This window comes from Mariniphaga sp. (assembly GCF_041687215.1).
Lineage (GTDB): Bacteria > Bacteroidota > Bacteroidia > Bacteroidales > Prolixibacteraceae > Mariniphaga.
The window spans coordinates 1-19,698 of record NZ_JAWLCI010000050.1 but is presented as its reverse complement, the minus strand read 5'-3'; the positions used below and the strand labels follow the sequence as shown (position 1 = coordinate 19,698).

The window sequence follows — 19,698 nt, the reverse complement described above, 5'->3', positions numbered from 1 at the left end:
GCCAGTTTTTTTACCCATGAAGAATAAAGAATTACTGGCTTACTTTACTGCACTCGGAGCAGCCTTTTTCTGGGGCTTTTCGTTTGTATGGTTCAAAATTGCATTTCTGGCTTACAAACCAATCACTGTGGTTTTATTCCGGCTAATCATTTCTGCGGTACTTATTCTCGTTATTGCCTGGGCGTTAAAGCGGCTGCAAAAACCTACCAAACAAGATTTCAGGTTATTTTTTCTGATGGCCTTTTTCGAGCCGTTTCTCTATTTTCTGGGCGAAAGTTACGGGTTAACTTATGTTTCTTCAACGGTTGCTTCTGTCATTGTGGGCACCATTCCGCTTTTATCACCCATTGCAGCCTGGTACTTTTTTCGCGAAAAAGTAACCTGGAAAAATATTGCGGGGTTTGTGCTTTCATTTATGGGTGTGGCACTAGTTGTTCTTGACAATTCTTTCCGTTTCGATGCTGCACCCATTGGAGTGGGCCTTGAGTTTTTAGCAGTTTTTGCAGCCATTGGTTATTCCATTGTTTTGCGCCACGTGGTAGCGCGTTACAACACACTAACTATTATTGCTTACCAAAATATTATTGGCATTTTTTTGTTTTTACCCATTTGGCTGGTGGTTGACATGAATGATTTTATAGCCACGCCGTTTCATCCGCAGGCTTTCCGGGCCATTATTTTGCTTGCTGTATTTGCATCTACGCTGGCCTTTGTGTTTTTCACCCAAAGCATCCGGCAAATTGGGGTGAACCGCTCCAATACGTTTGTGAATCTTATTCCGGTTTTTGTGGCCATTCTTTCATTTTTCGTTTTGAAGGAAGAACTCGGAATTCAGAAAATACTGGGTATTGGGGTTGTAATTGCCGGCTTATTTCTGGCCCAGGCCCGAAGAAGAAGACCGCCAAAACAAAAAGTTGTTGAAGTTCATACCATTTCGTAATGCAAAAAGTAGAATACATATCGCCGGAAGAATTGAAACTGCTCACTGATAAAAGCAGGCAGGAAACGACAACATTCATTAAAAAGCTGAAAAAGAAAAAGCCCAAAAACCTGGATGATGTGGTACACAGCCTGCATCGCGAAGCTTTCGATTCATTCAGTTGCCTCGATTGCGCCAATTGCTGCAAAACAATAGGTCCACGACTCACTGACAAAGATATTGACCGGCTGGCCAAACATTTAAAAATGAAACCTTCCGCATTTTTGGAGCAATATGTAAAAACGGATGAAGACGGTGATTTTGTTTTCAACTCCCATCCCTGCCCGTTGTTGCTGCCCGACAACTATTGTTTGGTTTATGAAAACCGTCCCAAAGCCTGCCGCGAATACCCGCACACCGACCGCAAACGTTTTGTACAAATTCTAAATCTTTCGCACAAAAACTGCGAAACCTGCCCGGTGGTGTATGAAGTTTTTGAGGAAATGAAACAGAATTATTAATTTTTCTCACTTTCCTTAAAAAACATTGGAGAAATTGATTCCCAGTCGGAATTGTTAAAGCTTTCCAGGCAACTAACAATTACCTCCCGGATTCGTTCTTCATGCGTTTTGGAAACATTTACTGCGGGTTTCTCCACATACGCTTCAGCATTGTACAATTTTCCCAAACTTCCGTTTTTTTCCCTGCAAAAATCTATTTTTATTTTGGCTTTCCCTGTAATTGGCAAACCCGAAGATTCTGAAATCTCAAGTTGTGTTATGCAGATTACAATAGGGACACCATTTGTATCTTGTCTGAAATTTTCTTTCAGATAGTTGTAAATGGCTTTTTCTACCCCACCTTTCAGATTTGCATCGATTTTCGTTTTTGCGAATACTCCCTTTTGCATAAAACCGATATTTTCTTTATTTGCCCGGACATCTTCAACCTTATTAATGTAAAAACCATCGGCTTCAAATTCGATGGATTCGTTTTGCAAAATAATTAATCCTTCCTGGCTCCATACGATTTGGTGTAACCCAAAAACAAACAGAATAATTAAAACAGCTCTCATATTTTTGATATCATTTGAGGGCAAAAATAGCGAGAATAAAACTTCTGAAACAGAATTACTGATGCTTATTTTAATTGGTTTTCCAAAAAAAATCATCTATCTGATTACTGCATGGTTTTCGAAATCCGTCCTAAAGCCTGCCGCGAATACCCGCACACCGATCGCAAACGTTTTATACAAATTCTGAATCTGTCGCACAAAAACTGCGAAACCTGCCCGGTGGTGTATGAGATTTTTGAGGAACTAAAAAAGGATTCTCATTAATCAACTTTGGAAAAACAAATTTATATTTGTGAAAAACAAATAAATTCAGTTTGTAAAAAATTGAAAATAAACGATGTAAGTCCAGATTCAAAACGAAATAATATATCAGGTAAGCAACTAAGAAATCTTATCATGAACAATTTGTCCAAAAATATCAACAATTTGTTTTCAGAAATAAAACTTTTGATTGAAGAGGCAAGGCAGACCGTTGCAGTTGCTGTTAATGCTGCAACTACAATACTGTATTGGAATATTGGGAGGCGAATAAACGATGAAATCCTTAAAAATAAACGTGCTGAATACGGGAAGGAGATAGTAAAGACACTTTCAAAAGAATTGACACACGAATTTGGAAAAGGTTGGAGCGAGCAACATCTTCGGCATTGTCTCCGCTTTGCGGAGACTTTTCCCGACGAAAAGATTGTCTCCACACTGTGTAGACAATTGAGTTGGTCTCACTTTAAGACAATTATGTATTTAAAGGATAATCTTCAGCGTGAATTTTATATTGAAATGGCCAGGGCAGAGAACTGGAGCGTACGCATGCTAAATTTTAAAATCGATTCTATGTTGTTTGAAAGAACAGCAATCTCAAAAAAACCGGAAAAACTGATAAAAAAGGAACTCAAGGAGTTACGGGAAGAAAACAAACTAAGTCCGGATCTCGTTTTTCGTGACCCCTATTTTCTGAATTTTCTTGGGTTAGAGGACAATTATAACGAAAAATCATTGGAAGAGGCGATATTAAGAGAGCTTGAAAAATTTATTTTGGAATTGGGACAAGGTTTTACATTCGTTGAACGCCAGAAAAGAATGTTAATCGACGGTGACAGTTTTAAACTTGATTTATTGTTTTATCATCGAAAACTGAAACGGCTTGTTGCAATTGATTTAAAACTGAGTCGTTTTAAAGCTAAATACAAAGGTCAAATGGAATTGTACCTACGCTACCTTGAAAAATACGAATCGGAGAGTGGGGAGCATTCGCCTATCGGATTAATTCTATGTTCAGAAGGTTCAAAAGAACAAATTGAGCTGTTACAGCTTGATAATTCTGAAATTCGAGTAGCGGAATATTGGATGGAGTTACCACCGAAAGAGTTGCTGCAAAAGAAATTACATAAAGTGATAGAACTGGAAAGAGAAAAATTACAGATGGAAAAGCTGAAAAAGCTGAAATAACCAACTTCTAAATGTTAGCAAACAGAACAAGTAATATTTCCCTACTTTTGGCGTTTTATCGGATATACAAAAAGTGAATGAACCGTAAATTTTACCTGATACTGCTTTTTACACTTGCTTTTTTTACCGGGAAAGCCCAGATTGGCGGCGAAACAACCTACCAGTTTCTGGAATTAACCAACTCGGCCCGTATGGCGGCTTTGGGAGGAAACCAGATTGCACTTACCGATACTTCCGATTTGAACCTGCCTTTTCACAATCCGGCCTTGTTGCACCAGGGAATGAACAATACGGTATTGGTGAATTACGTGAATTATTTTATGGACATCAATTACGGGTATGCTTCCTATGGTCGTAGTTTCGAAGGAATAGGAAACTTCGCACTTGGTATGCACTATATTAATTATGGCGAATTTAAAGAAGCAACTGAACTGGGCGAACTCACCGGCAATTTTTTCAAAGCGGCTGAATACGCCTTCAATATGATTTATTCCAATCACTATAAACGGCTCAGCTACGGCGCCAACCTTAAACCGGTTTTTTCGGTTTTCGAAAGCTACCGTTCGTTTGGTCTGGCTGCCGACTTGGGTGTGAATTTCAGCAGCAAAGACAGTATGACGCACGTGGCGCTTGTGGCCCGGAATATTGGCGGGCAAATTACTACATACTACGAGGACGGAAACCGCGAACCCATTCCGTTTAATTTGCAGGCAGGAATCAGTACCCGGCTGAAATATGCACCGGTGGTTTTTTCGCTCACTATGCAGCACCTCACCAACTGGGATTTGGGTTGGTCGGAAGAGGAAAATGAGCAAACCCTGGAAAACTGGTATGAACGTCAGGAAAGTTTTGCCAAACAAATTATGCGTCATGCAGTTTTGGGTGTGGAAATCCTTCCTTCCCCAAATTTTACCCTCCGTGCCGGATACAATTACCAGCGCCGGCAGGAATTGAAATATGACGAACGCCTTTCAACAGTTGGGTTTTCAATGGGTTTCGGGGTAAAAATTAACCGCTTCCGGCTCGACTTTGCCTCCTCCCGGTTTCACCTGGCCGGCTCCTCCAATCTTTTCTCGCTTGCCATAAATTTAAACGAGCGGCTTTAATTAAAAGACAATTGGGTCTGATTTGAAAAATCCTTTATCTTTGCGTAAATCCTTGAAAAATGACTAAAAAAAAGATAATAATAGCCATAGACGGGCATTCATCGTGTGGAAAAAGTACACTGGCAAAATCGCTGGCGCGCGAGTTGGGTTATATTTATATTGATAGCGGGGCCATGTACCGGGTGGTTACACTTTATGCTCTGCGGAAAGGCTGGATTAAAAACGGCCAGCTCGATCGGGAAAGGGTTATCAAGGGAATGAAAGACATAAAAATCACTTTTCAATGGGATGAAAAAACGGAAAAAAACACAACTTTTCTGAACGGTGAAAATGTGGAAGATGAAATCAGGCAACTGGAAGTTTCGCAAAATGTGAGCCCGATAAGTACTATTTCCGAAGTACGCCACGAGTTGGTGAAACAACAACGTGAAAATAGCAAAAACAAAGGCATAGTAATGGATGGACGCGATATTGGAACAGTGGTTTTTCCTGATGCCGAGCTGAAAATTTTTATGACAGCATCGCCCGAAATCAGGGCACAACGCCGGTTCCTTGAGTTGAAAGAAAAAGGCCTGGAAGTGGATTTTGCTGAAATTTTGAAAAATGTGGAAGACCGTGATTCCATTGACTCGGGACGTGAAGTGAGCCCGCTGAGAAAAGCTGATGACGCCATTGTTTTAGACAACAGTAATTTAACGCGTGAGCAGCAGTTGCAGTGGAGTTTGGAAAGAGCAAAAGAAAAAATGGAGGAAGAAAATGAGAGTTGAAATCGACAGACGTTCAGGTTTTTGTTTTGGTGTAATTAAAACCATAAAATCAGCCGAAAGTGAGTTGAAGGAGGCTGATAAATTATATTGTCTGGGAGACATTGTGCACAACGGAATGGAAGTGGAACGCCTGGAAAAAATGGGTTTACATTCGGTTACCCGCGAGGAATATATGCAACTAAAAGACTGTAAGGTGCTTATTCGGGCTCATGGCGAACCCCCGGAAACCTATGAATACGCAAAAAAGAATAATATCGAATTGATTGATGCCACCTGTCCGGTTGTTCTAACATTGCAGGAAAAAGTGAAGGGATCTTACGAAAAAACAAAAGATATAAATGGGCAGATCGTTATTTACGGTAAAAAAGGACATGCAGAAATTATTGGCCTCGATGGCCAGGTTGATAAGAAAGCTATTATTTTGGAAAGCATCAACGACGTTAATCTAATTGACTTTTCACGTCCGGTTTCACTTTATTCGCAAACCACGAAACGAGTGGAGGATTTTTACGCCATTGCCGACAAGGTAAAATCAAACATGAAACCCGGAGTGCCTCTCGAAATAAAGGATTCCATATGCCGCCAGGTTTCGAACAGGGTTCCCAGTTTAAAACAGTTTGCCAAAAAATTTGATGTGATTTTGTTTGTGGCAGGGCACAAAAGTTCCAACGGACGTTATCTTTATACCGTTTGCAAAGAAGAAAATCCGAGGACACATCATATTTCCCGAACTTCGGAAATTGATCCAACCTGGCTTGAAAAAGCAGAATCGGTAGGAATATGCGGTGCTACTTCAACACCCAACTGGTTAATGGAAGATGTAGCCGAATGGGTTAATCAGCAATATCCTTCCTGACCATTTCACAGGGCAAAGTTTTTAATTTTTCGTTTCTTTGAAGAAGGATTCAAAAACGGATTGCATGCCCGAAATTTTTGCACAGGTTATTTTGCCCCTTTCTTTGCACGATGCATATACGTATCGGGTGCCCGAAAAGTGGCATTCCGTCATTCAACCCGGGCAAAGGGTGGTGGTGCAGTTTGGGGCCAAAAAGTTTTATGCTGCCCTGGTTTTGTCGCTTTCCGAAAATCCCCCTCAGCATGTCGAACTGAAAGAAATAGTTCAGCTTTTGGATGAAGAGCCTGTAGTTTTACCGCCCAATCTGGAGCTCTGGAAATGGATGGCAGGTTATTACTGTTGTACTTTGGGCGATGTTTTCCGGGCTGCCCTGCCCACCGGATTAAAACTGGAAAGCAAATCGAAAATCATTGCAACCGGTCATGACGAAGAATTGGAAATTTCAGAAAAAGAATTCAGAATTTTGGAATGGGTAAAACAAGATGTTTCAACACTTGACTTGTTGCAGAAAAAACTTGGCCGTGAATTTTCCTATGCTGCTTTAAAATCACTGCTCGATAAAAACATCATTCAGGTTGAAGAAAAAGTAAGCGCAAAATACAAAGCTAAAACCGAAACATGGGTTAAACTGCATCCTCAGATAAAAACTGAAGCAGATTTGCAAACGGCAGTCGAAACCCTTCAACGCGCCAAAAAACAGCAGGCGTTGTTATTTCATTTCATCGAAAAAACTCATATTTTTCAAGCTGAACAAGTTTTCCAAATTCAAAAGAAAATGTTGCTGAAAGGAACTGTTTTTAGTACTGCCATTTTAAATGAATTGGTGGCAAAGAATATTCTGAAAACATTTCAGCAGCAGGTTTCGCGTATTGAAGAGAAAGTCTCGAAACAGGCAGATTTGAACCTGTTAAACAAATATCAGCAACAGGCTTTAGACGAAACTAAAAGCTGTTTCGAAAAAAATCAGGTCACATTAATTCACGGGATTACTGCCAGTGGAAAAACCGAAATTTATATACATTTGATTGATGAGGTTCTAAAACAAGGGAAGCAGGCCTTGTATTTGTTGCCTGAAATTGCGCTCACCACGCAAATTATCGAGCGACTAAAAAATGTTTTTGGACCAAAAGTTGGTATTTACCATTCACGGTTGAACAGTCAGGAACGGGTGGAAATCTGGAAAAAAGTTTTACAGTTTCAAACCAAGCCGAAAGAAGGTTATCAGGTAATTTTGGGAGCCCGATCTGCCCTGTTTCTGCCTTTTTCAAATCTGGGACTGGTCATTGTTGATGAGGAGCACGAAAACTCGTTTAAACAGTTCGATCCGGCGCCGCGTTACCATGCACGCGATATGGCTGTGGTTTTAGGCAAACAAAACAATGCCAGTGTTTTACTTGGTTCGGCCACCCCATCGTATGAGAGTTTTTACAATGCACTTGCCGGAAAATACGGGTTGGTAAATTTGACCAAAAGGCACTCCAGCATGGAACTTCCTGAAATTATTGTGGCCGATTTAAAACGCGCCTGGAATAAAAAACAGATGAAATCTGTACTTACCCCCGAACTTTTTAACCGGATGGAAGACGCGCTGAACAACCGGGAGCAGGTTATTCTTTTTCAGAATCGGCGTGGTTATTCGCCTTTTGTGCAATGTTTTACCTGTGGCTGGATTCCCAAATGCAAAAACTGCGATGTGAGTCTGACCTATCACAAATACAAAAAACGACTGACCTGCCATTATTGTGGTTTCAGCATTGCTATGCCTGATGAATGCCCGGAGTGTGGTTCGCCTGAAATTAAATCGCGCGGATTTGGCACCGAAAAAATTGAAGATGAACTGAAACCGCTGTTTCCGGGAAAACGCATTGAACGAATGGATTTGGATTCCACCCGTTCGAAAAATGCATTCGGGAAAATCATACATAACCTCGAGTCGCGAAAAACCGATATTCTTATTGGAACCCAAATGGTTACCAAAGGGCTTGATTTTGAACATGTGAGTGTGGTAGGAATTTTAAATGCCGACAACCTGATTAATTTTCCCGACTTCAGGGCGCATGAGCGGGCTTACCAACTGGTTTCGCAGGTGAGTGGTCGTGCCGGCAGAAAACACAGCCGCGGGAAAGTGGTGGTGCAAACCGCACAGCCGGAACATCCGCTGATTGAACTTATCCGAAAACAGGATTACATGGCTGCTTTTAATACGCAAATGGCTGAACGAAAATTGTTTAAATATTCGCCTTTTTTCAGATTAATTAAGCTGGTGGTGAAACACAAAAACCCCGAAAATGTAAATCGGGTGGCCTCACGACTGGCCGACAGCCTCAGAAAAAACAGTTCGCTGGTTATTCTGGGACCCGAATTCCCGCTGGTTAGCCGCATTCAACTTTGGTATCACAAAGAAATCTGGTTGAAAATTCATCCAAAACTTCCGCTGGCAGAGGTGAAAAATTTTATTTTGGAAAACATTGAATGGGTGCGCAACCAGCCGGATAACAGCAGTTGTGTGGTTAATATCGATGTGGATCCGGTATAAAAATTTTTTCAGAAACGGTTGGGTTAGCTGTAATGTTACGTTCTTTTCCCGGTTCCCGTTTTTTGTTAGATTTGCGTTTTTAATAAAATCGGGTGGACGAAAGGGAAATACAAAAGATTTTTGAAAAATTCAGCCAAATGCGCGCCATTGTGATTGGCGATGCCATGGTTGACACCTACCTGTGGGGCAACGTGGAACGAATTTCTCCCGAAGCGCCCATTCCGGTCATTTCAGTGAATAAGCGCGAAAGCAGGCTCGGCGGCGCTGCAAATGTTGCGCTTAATTTGCAGGCTCTTGGTGCAAAACCGGTGTTGTTTTCAGTAATTGGCAACGATTTAAACGGGCAGGAATTCAAAAAGCTGATGGCAGAAAAAAGTCTTCCATTGAGCGGAATTATTGAAGATCCGAACCGGCCAACGACGGTAAAAAGCCGCATTATTGGAAAAGGACAACACATTGCCCGGGTGGATGAGGAATCTACTCTAATTATAGATATTGAATTGGAAAGGAAATTAACAGAAATGGTTTTAAAAGAAATTGCAACCAGCTATGTTGATGTTATCATTTTTGTGGATTACGACAAAGGATTGATTACCAGTAATTTGTTTAAAAGAGTGAATGATTTGGCCACAAAAAAGAGAATTCCGGTTTCAGTAGATCCTAAAAAACGAAACTTTAATTTGTATAAAAATGTCGATCTTTTTAAGCCTAACTTTTATGAATTTTTAGAAGGTACCGGTGAACACCTGAAAAAAGGAGATTTGGAGGGATTGAGCCAGGCTGTTGCCTCATTTAAAATTCAGCAAAACCTTAAGATCGTATTTATCACGTTATCCGAGTTGGGTGTTTTTATCAGCAACGGCACAAAAAAACAGTATTTCCCGGCAGGAATTCGTGAAATTGCAGATGTTTCGGGAGCTGGAGATACAGTTTTAAGTGTGGCAAGTCTGGCTTTGGCAGCAGGTTTGCCGCCCTGGCAAATGGCTTTGATGGCCAACCTGGCCGGCGGGTTGGTTTGCGAAAGCCCGGGTGTGGTGCCAATTGATAAAAAAAGGCTGCAAAACAGGATGGAATTGGAGAAAATATAAACTTTTTATCCGCTCAATTCCAGCTTTTTAACCAGTTACTAACGTTCAATGTCGAAAAATACCTTAAGGTAGTTAAAGCTAAATTGTTAAATTTGAACCCGTTCAAAAAAAAATAAGAATCTGATGGGAAAAATCATATCACTGGCGAACCAGAAAGGCGGGGTGGGAAAAACAACCACAACAATTAACCTGGCTGCCAGTCTTGCAGTATTAGAACAAAAAGTGTTGATTATTGACGCCGATCCCCAGGCCAATTCAACCTCGGGTTTTGGTTTCGATGTTAAAAATGTACAATCGAGTATTTACGAATGTATTGTAGATGAAATCGATCCCGAAAAGGTGATCCTGAAAACGGAAATAGCAAATCTCGATATTATTCCTTCTCACATTGATTTGGTGGGGGCTGAAATTGAGATGCTCAACATGCCAAACCGGGAGAAAATTTTGCGCAACACCATCGTAAAACTTAAAGATATTTACGATTTTATTTTTATAGATTGTTCACCCTCGTTAGGATTGATTACCGTTAATGCTTTAACGGCAGCCGATTCGGTAATTATTCCGGTACAATGCGAGTATTTTGCGCTCGAGGGTTTGGGAAAACTGCTCAATACCATTAAAATTATTCAGAACCGGCTGAACCCGGCGCTGGAAATTGAAGGTTTTCTTCTCACCATGTTCGATTCAAGGCTGAATCTGTCGAACCAGGTTTACGAAGAGGTGAAACACCATTTTCAGGATATGGTTTTTGAAACCGTAATTCAGCGGAACGTAAAACTGAGCGAAGCGCCAAGTTACGGAAAACCGGCCATTCTTTACGATGCCAGTTCGCGCGGGGCAATCAACCACATGAACCTGGCCCGCGAAATTCTGCAACGAAACGGAATGACCCGCATGGCGCAGGAAAGTAAAATCATTAACAGTTAAAATTTTGACTATGGTTAAAAGGAATGTACTTGGACGGGGATTGGGAGCGCTGATAGACGACGCCGAAAAAATGAAACAGGCTGCTATTAGCGATGTGGAATTGAGTAAAATTGAAGCGAATCCTTTTCAACCCCGCTCAAAATTTGATGAAGAATCATTGGAAGAATTGGCAGCTTCTATCCGCGAAATTGGGTTAATTCAACCCATCACGCTAAGGAAAACCGGAACCGACAGCTTTCAGATTATTGCCGGTGAACGCCGTTTCCGTGCCGCACAAAAAGCCGGGCTTGAATCCATTCCATCATATATCCGCCATGCCAAAGACGACGCTATGCTGGAAATGGCGCTGGTGGAGAATATTCAACGCGAAGATTTGGATGCCATTGAAATTGCGCTCAGTTACCAGCGGTTGATGGAGGAACTCGATTTTACACAGGAAGAAATGAGTAACCGGGTTGGTAAAAAACGTTCAACTATTGCCAACTACCTGCGGCTTTTAAAACTTCCGGCAGTTATTCAAAAGGCGCTGCGCGATAAAGATATTTCCATGGGGCATGCACGGGCACTTATCAATATTGAAGATTCCGATGTGCAGGAAATGATTTTCGAACAAATTTTAAAATACGGGTTCTCGGTGCGCAAAGTGGAAGAAATTGTGCGTACACTAAGCGAAGAGGGAGATGATTCAATTCAACCCAAAAGAAAAGAATTACCCAAAGAATACAGGGATTACAAAGGGCATCTGGGAAAATTATTTGGCTCGAGGGTTGGAATTTCTGTTAATGGAAAAGGGAAGGGGAAAATTGTAATTCCCTTTAAATCAGAACAAGACCTTGAACGAATTGTTAAAATAATTGAAAACGGCAAATAAAAGCTTGCTACCATCCGCTCTGTGAAATGAAACTTCTATTTTTGGGCAAAATTTGTGAAGTGTGATTAGCAGAGGTTCAGTTTTAAAATATTTTTTAGTTATTATTCAGTTGCTGGTGGGTTTTAACCTTCGGGCTCAACTGATTGAAGCCGATACAATTCAGGCGGTACAGCAACTGCCTGAAGCAGAGGAAGAAGAAATTCATTCGCCCAGAAAAGCGACCATTTACTCTGCCATACTTCCGGGCCTGGGGCAGGTTTACAACAAAAAGTACTGGAAAGTTCCGCTCATTTATATTGGTTTCGGAACCATTGGGTATTTTATTAACTGGAACAATGAGAACTACCAGTTATTTAGAACCGGCTACCGCCACCTTACCGATGATAACCCGGAGACACAGGACTACCTGAAAATAGAAGCGGTAAGGCGGAATAATTACAATCTGGATAATCCGTCGGATTTTGAAAATCTAAAAACAGCACTTTCACGCCAACAGGATTATTACCGCCGGAACCGCGACTTGCTAATTATTAGTATAGTAGGTTTTTACGGACTGAATATAATTGATGCGAGTGTGGATGCTCATCTTTTTGATTTCGATATCAGCGATGATCTTACATTGAAATGGGAGCCCTCAATGATGAATTTTGATAATAATTTTGTTTATTGCTTAAATTTTCGATTTAATTTTTGAGATATGTGGAAGAGTTTGAAATATTTTGCGGGAATAATCTCAATTTTAATTTTTGTACAATTCACAACTGCACAGCAAAGAGAAAGAATTGATTTACAGCCTATAAAATCTATTGGCGCCGGAAATATTACTGCCGACACGCTTTTTGTAGCATCTGAAGATTCTGCCTTTGCTGAAGAAGTGGGCGACACTTTGTTGTTTGAAATCAGTCCTATACCCGACGAAGACTTGAACGACATTTTTTCTGAAAAAATGGACAGCCTTGGAAATTCATGGTACATCAAACATCTTTTTCATCTCGATGAATCAGGGAATGAGCTTTCGGAGTTTTACCCAAAGAATTTACCCGATTCGGTTTACATTAGCCGGCTTCAGGAAATTGAACAGGTAGTTGATTTGTCGTACAACAACACGGTTAAAAACTTCATCGTTTTATATACCGAAAAACGCCGCGATTTGGTAGAAGTAATGCTGGGCCTTTCTGCCTATTATTTTCCCATGTTTGAAGAAGAACTTGACCGGCAAAACATGCCGCTTGAGTTGAAATACCTGCCGGTGATAGAATCGGCATTGAATCCCAAAGCCATGTCGAGGGTGGGAGCAAACGGTTTGTGGCAGTTTATGTATGGCACAGCAAGGCAAATGGGTCTCGAAATTACCAGTTTTGTGGACGAAAGACGCGACCCGGTAAAATCTACCGAAGCAGCAGTAAAATATTTCAAGTATTTGTACAAAACTTATGGCGATTGGTACCTGGCCATAGCAGCCTATAATTGCGGGCCGGGAAATGTAAACCGTGCAATTCGTCGCGCGGGCGGCAAACGCAATTACTGGGAAATTTATTATCGCCTGCCACGCGAAACCCGCGGATATGTTCCCGCATTTATTGCAGCAACTTATGCCATGAATTATTACAAAGAACATAACCTGCAACCCCGATTTCCGGAAATGCCCATTCAAACCGATACTGTTTTTGTTAACGATTACCTGCATTTCAACCAACTGGAAGCAACACTTGATATTGAAAAAGAACAGTTGAGAATGCTGAATCCTATGTTTCGCCGCGATGTGATTCCGGCAAAACCAGGAAAACCATATCCGCTGGTTCTTCCCAACGAAAAAATAATGGCTTTTATAGATATGGATACTACGGTATTTGCCTGGGAACGCGAAAAATATTTTCCCAACAATACTTTGCAAAGCCCAACCAGCGCCACGGCAAATTATTTTACTCCAGCCGATGTGGAGGGGAAGGCCAAAATCATTTACACCGTAAAATCGGGCGACAATGTGGGTTTCATTTCCGAGTGGTTTAATGTTCGGGCTTCCGATTTAAGGTACTGGAACAACATTAACCGGAACCTGATTCGGGTAGGCCAGAAGCTGGTTGTTTATGTGCCCGAAGCCCAAAAAGAAAAATACGAAAGGGTAAATTCAATGTCTTTTGCACAAAAGCAGGCTGCTGTCGGAAAATCGGTCAACAGTTCGGTTAGCAGTTCGGCCAGCAAAACAGAGGTTAAATCTTTGGACTCGAATTATGAATATTACACTGTGAGAAGCGGCGACACCATTTGGGAAATTGCCCGGCGTTATGCCGGAATTTCACCTAATGATATTTTAAAACTGAACAACCTTTCCAGCAACTCCAGGCTTTCCATAGGGCAAAAGTTAAAAATAAAAGCAAAAGAAAATACCTGATCAATTGGAGCAAATTAAAAAGCATCTTAAGAGGCTGGTTTGATGTCTTTTAGTTTGCCCATTTTTTCAGAAACTGAACCTCTTTCTCCCAGCCTGATAATCCACAAAAGGAATTGAATCCATTTATTGGGGTGGGTAATGATTTTTGATTAATCCTGATGATGTTCTTCTTCAAACTGATGCAGCAGCCTGGCATATTTGCCGCCGTGTTTTAGTAATTCGGTGTGGGTGCCCCGCTCAATAATTTGCCCGTCTTCCAAAACAAGAATTATATCGGAGTTTTTTATGGTGCTGAGCCGGTGAGCCACTGCAATTACCGTTTTCAAAGAAAAAATATTGGCAATAGCCTGCTGAATGTATTGCTCGGTTATAGAATCAACCGCGCTGGTTGCTTCATCCAGGATTATCAGTTCGCTGTTGCCGGCAATGGCCCGCGCAAAAGAAATTAACTGGGCCTGACCTTTCGAAAGATTATCGCCGTTATCCTGAATTACAAATTGATACTTGCCACCCAGTTTATCAATAAATCGATTGGCGTAAACAAAGGATGCCGCCTGCTCCACATCGGTTTGGGAAACATTTTTGCGCCCCAGAGCAATGTTGAATTCCACTGTGTCGTTAAACATAAAAATATCCTGGTGCATAACCGAAATGGTTTCCCTTATTTGGGCAATGGGTAGTTCGGAGAGTTCAGTTCCGTTTATTTTAATGGAACCGCGATACCCAGTGTACGTTTTTGCCAATAACCTGATGATGGTCGATTTGCCCGAGCCAGTGGTTCCCACCAGGGCCAGCCGATCGCCTTTTTTTAGCTTGAAAGAGACATTTTTCAACACATCGGGGCCATCTTCAGAATAGCTGAAGAAGACATTTTTGAATTCAATTTCCTGAAGGGCAATGGGTTCAGGCGCAGAATCTTCCGGTTTGGCACTGGGGTCTTCTACTTTCTGGCGGAACAATTCACTGATGTGATCCAGCGCCGACAATGCCCGCTGAATGGTTGATATTTGCTGGGCAAACTGCTTCACCGGTACAAACAACCGTTCCAGTGTGGTAACAAAAACAATGAGCACTCCCATGGTGTATCCGTAATCCCAAATCTGGATGGCCCCGTACCAAATAACCAGTGCAGTGGCCACAGAGGTAATTCCTTCCACAATGGAAAAAAGAAACGAATCGTAAATGTTTGAGCTGTTCTGTGCGTCCGAAAACTCCTTGTTCAGGCCGTCGTACTTGTTAAAAACTTTTTCTTCCGCTGAAAAAAGCTGGACAGTTTTCATGCCGTTCAGCGATTCCTGAAGATAGGCGGCTGATTTGGCCAGGCTGGTGCGTGAAATATCGTAGGCTTTTCTGATTTTTTTTCGCAGGTAACTGATGGCTAAAATAATGAGCGGAACAACCAGCAGCAGTACCAGCGTCAGCCTCCAGTTCAGGAAAAACAGGTAACCCACCAGCGCCAGTGTTTTTATGCTGTCGGCCAGTAATCCGAGAATTCCGGCGGCAAACGATTCGGAAACAGACTCCATATCGCTGGTCAGGCGCGACAAAGTTACTCCAATGGGTTTTTTATCGAAATAACTTAAAGGGAAACGCAGCGATTTACCAAATAACTTTTTCCGAAGATCGACAATGGCCAGGTTGCCGGCCTTGGAAAAGGAGTAGCTGTAAAATCCGTCGAAAAGAATGTTAAGTATCAATGCCAATGCCAGGAAAACAATCTGCTGTATTAGCCCGTTAACATTGCCGGGTACGATGTAATTATCCACAATATTTTCAACCAGCCAAAGGAAATAAATGCCAGCCGCAGTTGTTACCGGAATGGAGGCAATGCTAAAGAAAAACCATTTCTTGTGAGGCCTGAAATAGCCGGCATATTTTCTGAGCAATTGCCAGTCCTCAGAGTCCAATATTTTTTTGATTCCTGTCATTTACGCTACTTTTCCTTTTGATAATTTTCCTGCTGCAGTTTCAGAATATCACGGTAAAATTCTGATTTCCTGATCAACTCCTGATGACTTCCTTTGGCTGTAATCCGTCCATCTTCCAACACAATGGTAAAATCGGTTTTTTCCAGCACACTAATCCGGTTCGAAATAACAACCACACTTTTAACAGCTTGGTTATCAAAAATTTGTTTAATCAAAAATCGTTCGGTGTCGGTGTCAACGGCAGAGAAAACATCGTCGAGAATTAACAGTTCGCCCGGTGTATAAAGAGCCCGTGCCAAACTAATCCGTTGTTTTTGTCCGCCCGACATCATAATGCCTTTTTCGCCCACCATCGTTTTTTCGTGCCTGGGAAAACGCTGCAGTTCATCGGCAAAGGCACTTTTGAAAATCACATCCTCAAAACGATCGGTTTCTATACCATTTTCCGATCCGAAAGCCACATTGTTTTCAATAGTGTCCGAAAAAAGAAACACTTCCTGACTTACGGTTTTTACAACCTTCCGGATATCTTCACTTTTCAGTTTGGCTGCATCGTTTCCGCCAAAGAAAACCTGCCCTTTTTCGGGACGCAACCAGCCATTCAAACAGTTTACCAACGTGGTTTTTCCTGAACCTACTTTCCCGGTAATTCCCACAACCTGTACCGGTTTTATCGAAAATGAAATGTCGTGCAGCGCCGGTTTATCGCCATTGTGATAGGTGTAGGTGAGGTTTTTAACTTCGATTCCGCCTTTAAAAAGTTTTTCTTTTTCGTTTTCGGGAAGCGGTATTTTGTCTTCATCTGTTCCTTTTCTGTCCATAATGGTTTGTATACTGCTGATGCCTACAAAACCTTCCTGAAAAACGGTGAGCACCCAACCCAGTCCCATAATCGGCTGACTTAAAAGTGCGGCGTAAGCAATGTATTCGGTGAGTTCGCCAATGGTAAACTGCCCGTTGATGACATACATCCCTCCCACAAACAGAACTACAATTTTCAGTATTTGCCCGAGGTTTGAAAGCAATGGCATCACAAAAGACCGAATCCAGGCAATTTTAAGGTTGGCGTGGTAATAGGAAAGGTTTTCTTTTTGAACCTCGTTTTCGGCGTGCTCGTAAATATTGTAGCTTTTTATCACGCTGTTTCCCGAAAGGAAAGAGATGATTTTTCCTGAAAGCTTTTGCAATGTGTTCATCCTGAGCCGTGTGTTCCTCACCATCACCACCATGCCGAAACGTACCACCACAAAAACCAAAACCATTGGAATTACACAGTAGAGTGTGAGCATGGGCGAAAGTTGCCACATTTTATATGGAGTAAGCGACAATGACAACAAAATATTGCCAATTTGCAGAAACCCAAAGCCTGTTATCATCCGAACTCCGTTAATATCGTTGTTCACGCGTGAAATGATGTTTCCTGTGGAGTTTTCATCGTAATAATCTTTGCCGAATGACGAAAGTTTTTTAAACATTTCGCCTTTTAGTTGTCTCTCAATCAGCCGTGCCGGAAAAAAAATCAGCACCCGCGACAGGGTTCGGATTAAAATTAAACCCAACGCCAAACCCACAATAATCAGCACATTTTTCTGAAATTCAGGTAAATTCCCTTCGCGACCCAGTGTAATCAGGTCGATGGTTTTTTGAATGAACCCGGGAATAGTCACCGAAACCCACACCGTAAGCACCAGAAATACAATGCCTCCGGAGTACCACCAACGGTACCGGTGCATGTATTTCAGTAAGAATTTCAGTTTCGAAATCATATTTCGGTGTGCTGTTGTTTTTATTCCTTCGGACAATTTTCCATCTGTTCCTTTTGCCAGTTGTAAACAATTTTCGATAAATGGCTTTCCTGGTTGCTCATGTACAACTGCAGGAGTTTTTCGGCTTGCGTAATTCCGGTTTCGGTTATTTCGCGAACGGGTTCCAGAAAGCGGTTTTCATTTTCAATATTCAGTGATTTGGCACGTCTTGCAAGTCCTTCTGCTGCTATGCGGTACATTTCTTTGGCAATTGTTCCGGCGTGCAAATTGCTGCTTGCTGCATTTAGTCCTTTTTTAGGTACCTGTGCACGCATCTCCTGTATGGTTTCAACATTCCAGTTTGAAATGAGTTCAAAAGCTTCTTCCAGGCTTTGGTCGTCGTAAAACAAACCGACCCACAATGCTGAAAGTGCTGCAATGTGAGACATACAACCGGCATCGGCTCCCCGCATTTCGATAAACTGTTTGAGCCGCACATCGGGAAAGACGGTTGAAACATGAATATTCCAGTCTTCTATGGTGGGTTTGAGAGCATGCTTTCCTTTCATAAATTCCCTGAAAGTGATTTTGTTCGCTGGAAGATAACCGCCATCGCGGTAAATAAAATACATAGGAACATCCAACAGATAATCTACCCAGCGCTCAAATCCAAAACCTTCGTCAAAAATGAAAGGCAGAAATCCGCAGCGGTCAGGGTCAGTGTGGTCCCAAATGTTTGCGCGGTAACTCAGATATCCGTTTGGCTTTCCGCCCGAAAAAGGGGAGTTGGCAAAAATGGCAGTGGCAACCGGTTGCAATGCCTGGGCAACGCGCATTTTTTTCACCATGTCGGCTTCGCTGGCAAAATCGAGGTTTACCTGAATGGATGCGGTATTGGTCATCATTTCCAGTCCGAGTTTTCCCCTGGTGGGCATGTGTTTTTTCATTAACTGGTACCGTTCTTTTGGCATCCACGACACATCTTCGCGGCGGGTGAGCGGATCAACACCCATGGGAAGACTGAAAAATCCGTAGGCCTGACAGATAACGTTCAATTCATCAAAATGGCTTTTTGTTTCCCGAAACGTTTCGTGGACCGTTTTAAAATTTTCGCCTGATAGTTCAAATTGCCCACCGGGTTCCAAAGTGATGGAAGCGCCGTTTTTCCAAAGACCGATGGTTTTACCTGCTTCGGTTACCGGCTGCCAGCCGAGTTTTTGCATTTCCGTTAGAATGGTGTTTATTCCGCGACCGGGTCCGTAAACAAGCCTTTTGAAGTTATTTTCCCGGAACATAAATTTTTCGTGTTCGGTACCAATGCCCCACTTTTCGCGCGGTTTGTTTCCCTGCTCAAAGTATTCAACCAGTTGAGCTTTGGTTTGTATTTCTGTATTATTTTCTGTTGCTGTCATTCGTAGTTTTATTTGCAGGAAATCTGTATCAGGTTATTTTGAGTTCAGAATAGCGTCCAGTACATATTTTTCCACATGGCGGTTTTTTCCGATGTAGGGGAAATCGTGCATCGACAACATTGCCGGGGCATTCAGTTCAACCACAATGTAATTTTCTGGCGATGGCGCAGCTTCCGGTTCTTTTACGATGATATCGATTCCTGCAATTTTCAGTCCGGCTGCCCGGGCTGCTTTAACGGCTACTTCTTTGTAAAAATCAGGCATTTCGTCGGTTACGTCGATGCTGTCGCCTCCGGTGCTCAAATTCGAGTTTTTACGCAGATAGATTTTTTCTCCCTTTTTTAATACTGAATCTGTTGACAGTGCCAAAGCGTTCAAATGTCTTTTAACTTCCTTGTCAACAACAATTTTTAACAGCGGATGCCTGTAGTCGTTTCCGCGTCCCACATTCTTTTTATCGATGAGCTGCTGTATGGTCGATTTTCCATCGCCGGAAACATTGGCCGGTTCGCGAAAAGCAATAGCCCGAACTAAATAATCAATCACCAGAAACCGGTATTCCTGTCCTGGAACGAATTCTTCAACAATAACTTTTTTGGCAAAATTAAAGGCATTTTCAATGGCAGAAAC

17 protein-coding genes and 1 pseudogene are annotated in these 19,698 nt (G+C 42.0%); 13 read left to right on the top strand and 5 right to left on the bottom strand.

Features of this window, described 5'->3' with window-relative positions:
* Positions 1-16: 16 nt before the first annotated feature.
* Positions 17-940: a DMT family transporter gene (locus ACESMA_RS15670; protein WP_372949796.1), complete on the top strand. Its 924-nt coding sequence runs from the start codon at positions 17-19 to the stop codon at positions 938-940.
* The gene (locus ACESMA_RS15665; RefSeq protein ID WP_372949795.1) at positions 940-1,440 is read left to right on the top strand and encodes a YkgJ family cysteine cluster protein; all 501 of its coding nucleotides are present in this window, start codon (positions 940-942) and stop codon (positions 1,438-1,440) included. The genes ACESMA_RS15670 and ACESMA_RS15665 overlap by 1 nt, the downstream gene beginning before the upstream one ends.
* Here ACESMA_RS15665 and ACESMA_RS15660 read toward each other — a convergent pair.
* Positions 1,437-1,994, bottom strand: coding sequence for a hypothetical protein (locus tag ACESMA_RS15660; protein WP_372949794.1), 558 nt, complete (start codon positions 1,992-1,994; stop codon positions 1,437-1,439). The two genes, ACESMA_RS15665 and ACESMA_RS15660, sit on opposite strands and share 4 nt — an antisense overlap.
* Before the next feature lie 111 nt (positions 1,995-2,105).
* Between ACESMA_RS15660 and ACESMA_RS15655 the strand changes: the two genes are divergently transcribed.
* The 11 genes from ACESMA_RS15655 (at position 2,106) to ACESMA_RS15605 (ending at position 13,983) form a co-directional block, all read left to right on the top strand.
* Complete coding sequence (locus ACESMA_RS15655; protein ID WP_372949793.1) at positions 2,106-2,258, top strand: hypothetical protein; 153 nt, start codon at positions 2,106-2,108, stop codon at positions 2,256-2,258.
* 6 nt (positions 2,259-2,264) lie between these two features.
* Positions 2,265-3,440 (top strand): YhcG family protein, encoded by a 1,176-nt coding sequence (locus ACESMA_RS15650; protein WP_372949792.1) that lies wholly within the window; start codon positions 2,265-2,267, stop codon positions 3,438-3,440.
* A 77-nt stretch (positions 3,441-3,517) separates the two neighbouring features.
* The gene (porQ, locus tag ACESMA_RS15645) at positions 3,518-4,546 is read left to right on the top strand and encodes a type IX secretion system protein PorQ (protein WP_372949791.1); all 1,029 of its coding nucleotides are present in this window, start codon (positions 3,518-3,520) and stop codon (positions 4,544-4,546) included.
* 59 nt (positions 4,547-4,605) lie between these two features.
* On the top strand, positions 4,606-5,313 hold the full coding sequence (cmk, locus tag ACESMA_RS15640) for a (d)CMP kinase (protein ID WP_372949790.1): 708 nt from the start codon (positions 4,606-4,608) through the stop codon (positions 5,311-5,313).
* The gene (locus tag ACESMA_RS15635) at positions 5,303-6,169 is read left to right on the top strand and encodes a 4-hydroxy-3-methylbut-2-enyl diphosphate reductase (RefSeq protein ID WP_372949789.1); all 867 of its coding nucleotides are present in this window, start codon (positions 5,303-5,305) and stop codon (positions 6,167-6,169) included. Before cmk ends, ACESMA_RS15635 begins: the two co-directional genes overlap by 11 nt.
* A 64-nt stretch (positions 6,170-6,233) precedes the next feature.
* On the top strand, positions 6,234-8,705 hold the full coding sequence (gene priA / locus ACESMA_RS15630) for a primosomal protein N' (protein ID WP_372949788.1): 2,472 nt from the start codon (positions 6,234-6,236) through the stop codon (positions 8,703-8,705).
* Positions 8,706-8,797: 92 nt separating this feature from the next.
* Positions 8,798-9,793, top strand: coding sequence for a bifunctional heptose 7-phosphate kinase/heptose 1-phosphate adenyltransferase (locus ACESMA_RS15625; protein WP_372949787.1), 996 nt, complete (start codon positions 8,798-8,800; stop codon positions 9,791-9,793).
* A 123-nt stretch (positions 9,794-9,916) separates the two neighbouring features.
* Complete coding sequence (locus tag ACESMA_RS15620; RefSeq protein ID WP_372949786.1) at positions 9,917-10,720, top strand: ParA family protein; 804 nt, start codon at positions 9,917-9,919, stop codon at positions 10,718-10,720.
* Between the two features lie 10 nt (positions 10,721-10,730).
* Positions 10,731-11,591 (top strand): ParB/RepB/Spo0J family partition protein, encoded by an 861-nt coding sequence (locus ACESMA_RS15615; RefSeq protein WP_372949785.1) that lies wholly within the window; start codon positions 10,731-10,733, stop codon positions 11,589-11,591.
* A gap of 61 nt (positions 11,592-11,652) precedes the next feature.
* The gene (locus tag ACESMA_RS15610) at positions 11,653-12,285 is read left to right on the top strand and encodes a DUF5683 domain-containing protein (RefSeq protein ID WP_372949784.1); all 633 of its coding nucleotides are present in this window, start codon (positions 11,653-11,655) and stop codon (positions 12,283-12,285) included.
* Between the two features lie 3 nt (positions 12,286-12,288).
* Positions 12,289-13,983 carry a lytic transglycosylase domain-containing protein gene (locus ACESMA_RS15605; RefSeq protein WP_372949783.1) on the top strand — a complete coding sequence of 565 codons (1,695 nt, stop codon included), beginning with the start codon at positions 12,289-12,291 and terminating at the stop codon, positions 13,981-13,983.
* A gap of 149 nt (positions 13,984-14,132) precedes the next feature.
* On the opposite strand, the gene ACESMA_RS15600 is transcribed toward ACESMA_RS15605, so the two are convergent.
* The 4 genes and pseudogenes from ACESMA_RS15600 to ACESMA_RS15585 all read right to left on the bottom strand — a co-directional run.
* Positions 14,133-15,911, bottom strand: a complete 1,779-nt coding sequence (locus ACESMA_RS15600; RefSeq protein WP_372949782.1) for an ABC transporter ATP-binding protein — start codon at positions 15,909-15,911, stop codon at positions 14,133-14,135.
* Positions 15,912-15,916: 5 nt separating this feature from the next.
* Positions 15,917-17,677: an ABC transporter ATP-binding protein gene (locus ACESMA_RS15595; protein WP_372949781.1), complete on the bottom strand. Its 1,761-nt coding sequence runs from the start codon at positions 17,675-17,677 to the stop codon at positions 15,917-15,919.
* Positions 17,678-17,697: 20 nt separating this feature from the next.
* Complete coding sequence (locus ACESMA_RS15590; RefSeq protein WP_372949780.1) at positions 17,698-19,068, bottom strand: glutamate--cysteine ligase; 1,371 nt, start codon at positions 19,066-19,068, stop codon at positions 17,698-17,700.
* Positions 19,069-19,101: 33 nt separating this feature from the next.
* Positions 19,102-19,698, bottom strand: a pseudogene (locus ACESMA_RS15585) (glutamate ligase); the annotation flags it as partial.

Bases quoted from the DNA above. Each gene is read 5' to 3' on its own strand.
- ACESMA_RS15670 (WP_372949796.1), top strand. From the start codon at position 17: ATGAAGAATAAAGAATTACTGGCTTACTTTACTGCACTCGGAGCAGCC.
- ACESMA_RS15665 (WP_372949795.1), top strand. From the start codon at position 940: ATGCAAAAAGTAGAATACATATCGCCGGAAGAATTGAAACTGCTCACT.
- ACESMA_RS15660 (WP_372949794.1), bottom strand. From the start codon at position 1,994: ATGAGAGCTGTTTTAATTATTCTGTTTGTTTTTGGGTTACACCAAATC.
- ACESMA_RS15655 (WP_372949793.1), top strand. From the start codon at position 2,106: ATGGTTTTCGAAATCCGTCCTAAAGCCTGCCGCGAATACCCGCACACC.
- porQ (WP_372949791.1), top strand. From the start codon at position 3,518: ATGAACCGTAAATTTTACCTGATACTGCTTTTTACACTTGCTTTTTTT.
- cmk (WP_372949790.1), top strand. From the start codon at position 4,606: ATGACTAAAAAAAAGATAATAATAGCCATAGACGGGCATTCATCGTGT.
- ACESMA_RS15635 (WP_372949789.1), top strand. From the start codon at position 5,303: ATGAGAGTTGAAATCGACAGACGTTCAGGTTTTTGTTTTGGTGTAATT.
- priA (WP_372949788.1), top strand. From the start codon at position 6,234: ATGCCCGAAATTTTTGCACAGGTTATTTTGCCCCTTTCTTTGCACGAT.
- ACESMA_RS15620 (WP_372949786.1), top strand. From the start codon at position 9,917: ATGGGAAAAATCATATCACTGGCGAACCAGAAAGGCGGGGTGGGAAAA.
- ACESMA_RS15615 (WP_372949785.1), top strand. From the start codon at position 10,731: ATGGTTAAAAGGAATGTACTTGGACGGGGATTGGGAGCGCTGATAGAC.
- ACESMA_RS15605 (WP_372949783.1), top strand. From the start codon at position 12,289: ATGTGGAAGAGTTTGAAATATTTTGCGGGAATAATCTCAATTTTAATT.
- ACESMA_RS15600 (WP_372949782.1), bottom strand. From the start codon at position 15,911: ATGACAGGAATCAAAAAAATATTGGACTCTGAGGACTGGCAATTGCTC.
- ACESMA_RS15595 (WP_372949781.1), bottom strand. From the start codon at position 17,677: ATGATTTCGAAACTGAAATTCTTACTGAAATACATGCACCGGTACCGT.
- ACESMA_RS15590 (WP_372949780.1), bottom strand. From the start codon at position 19,068: ATGACAGCAACAGAAAATAATACAGAAATACAAACCAAAGCTCAACTG.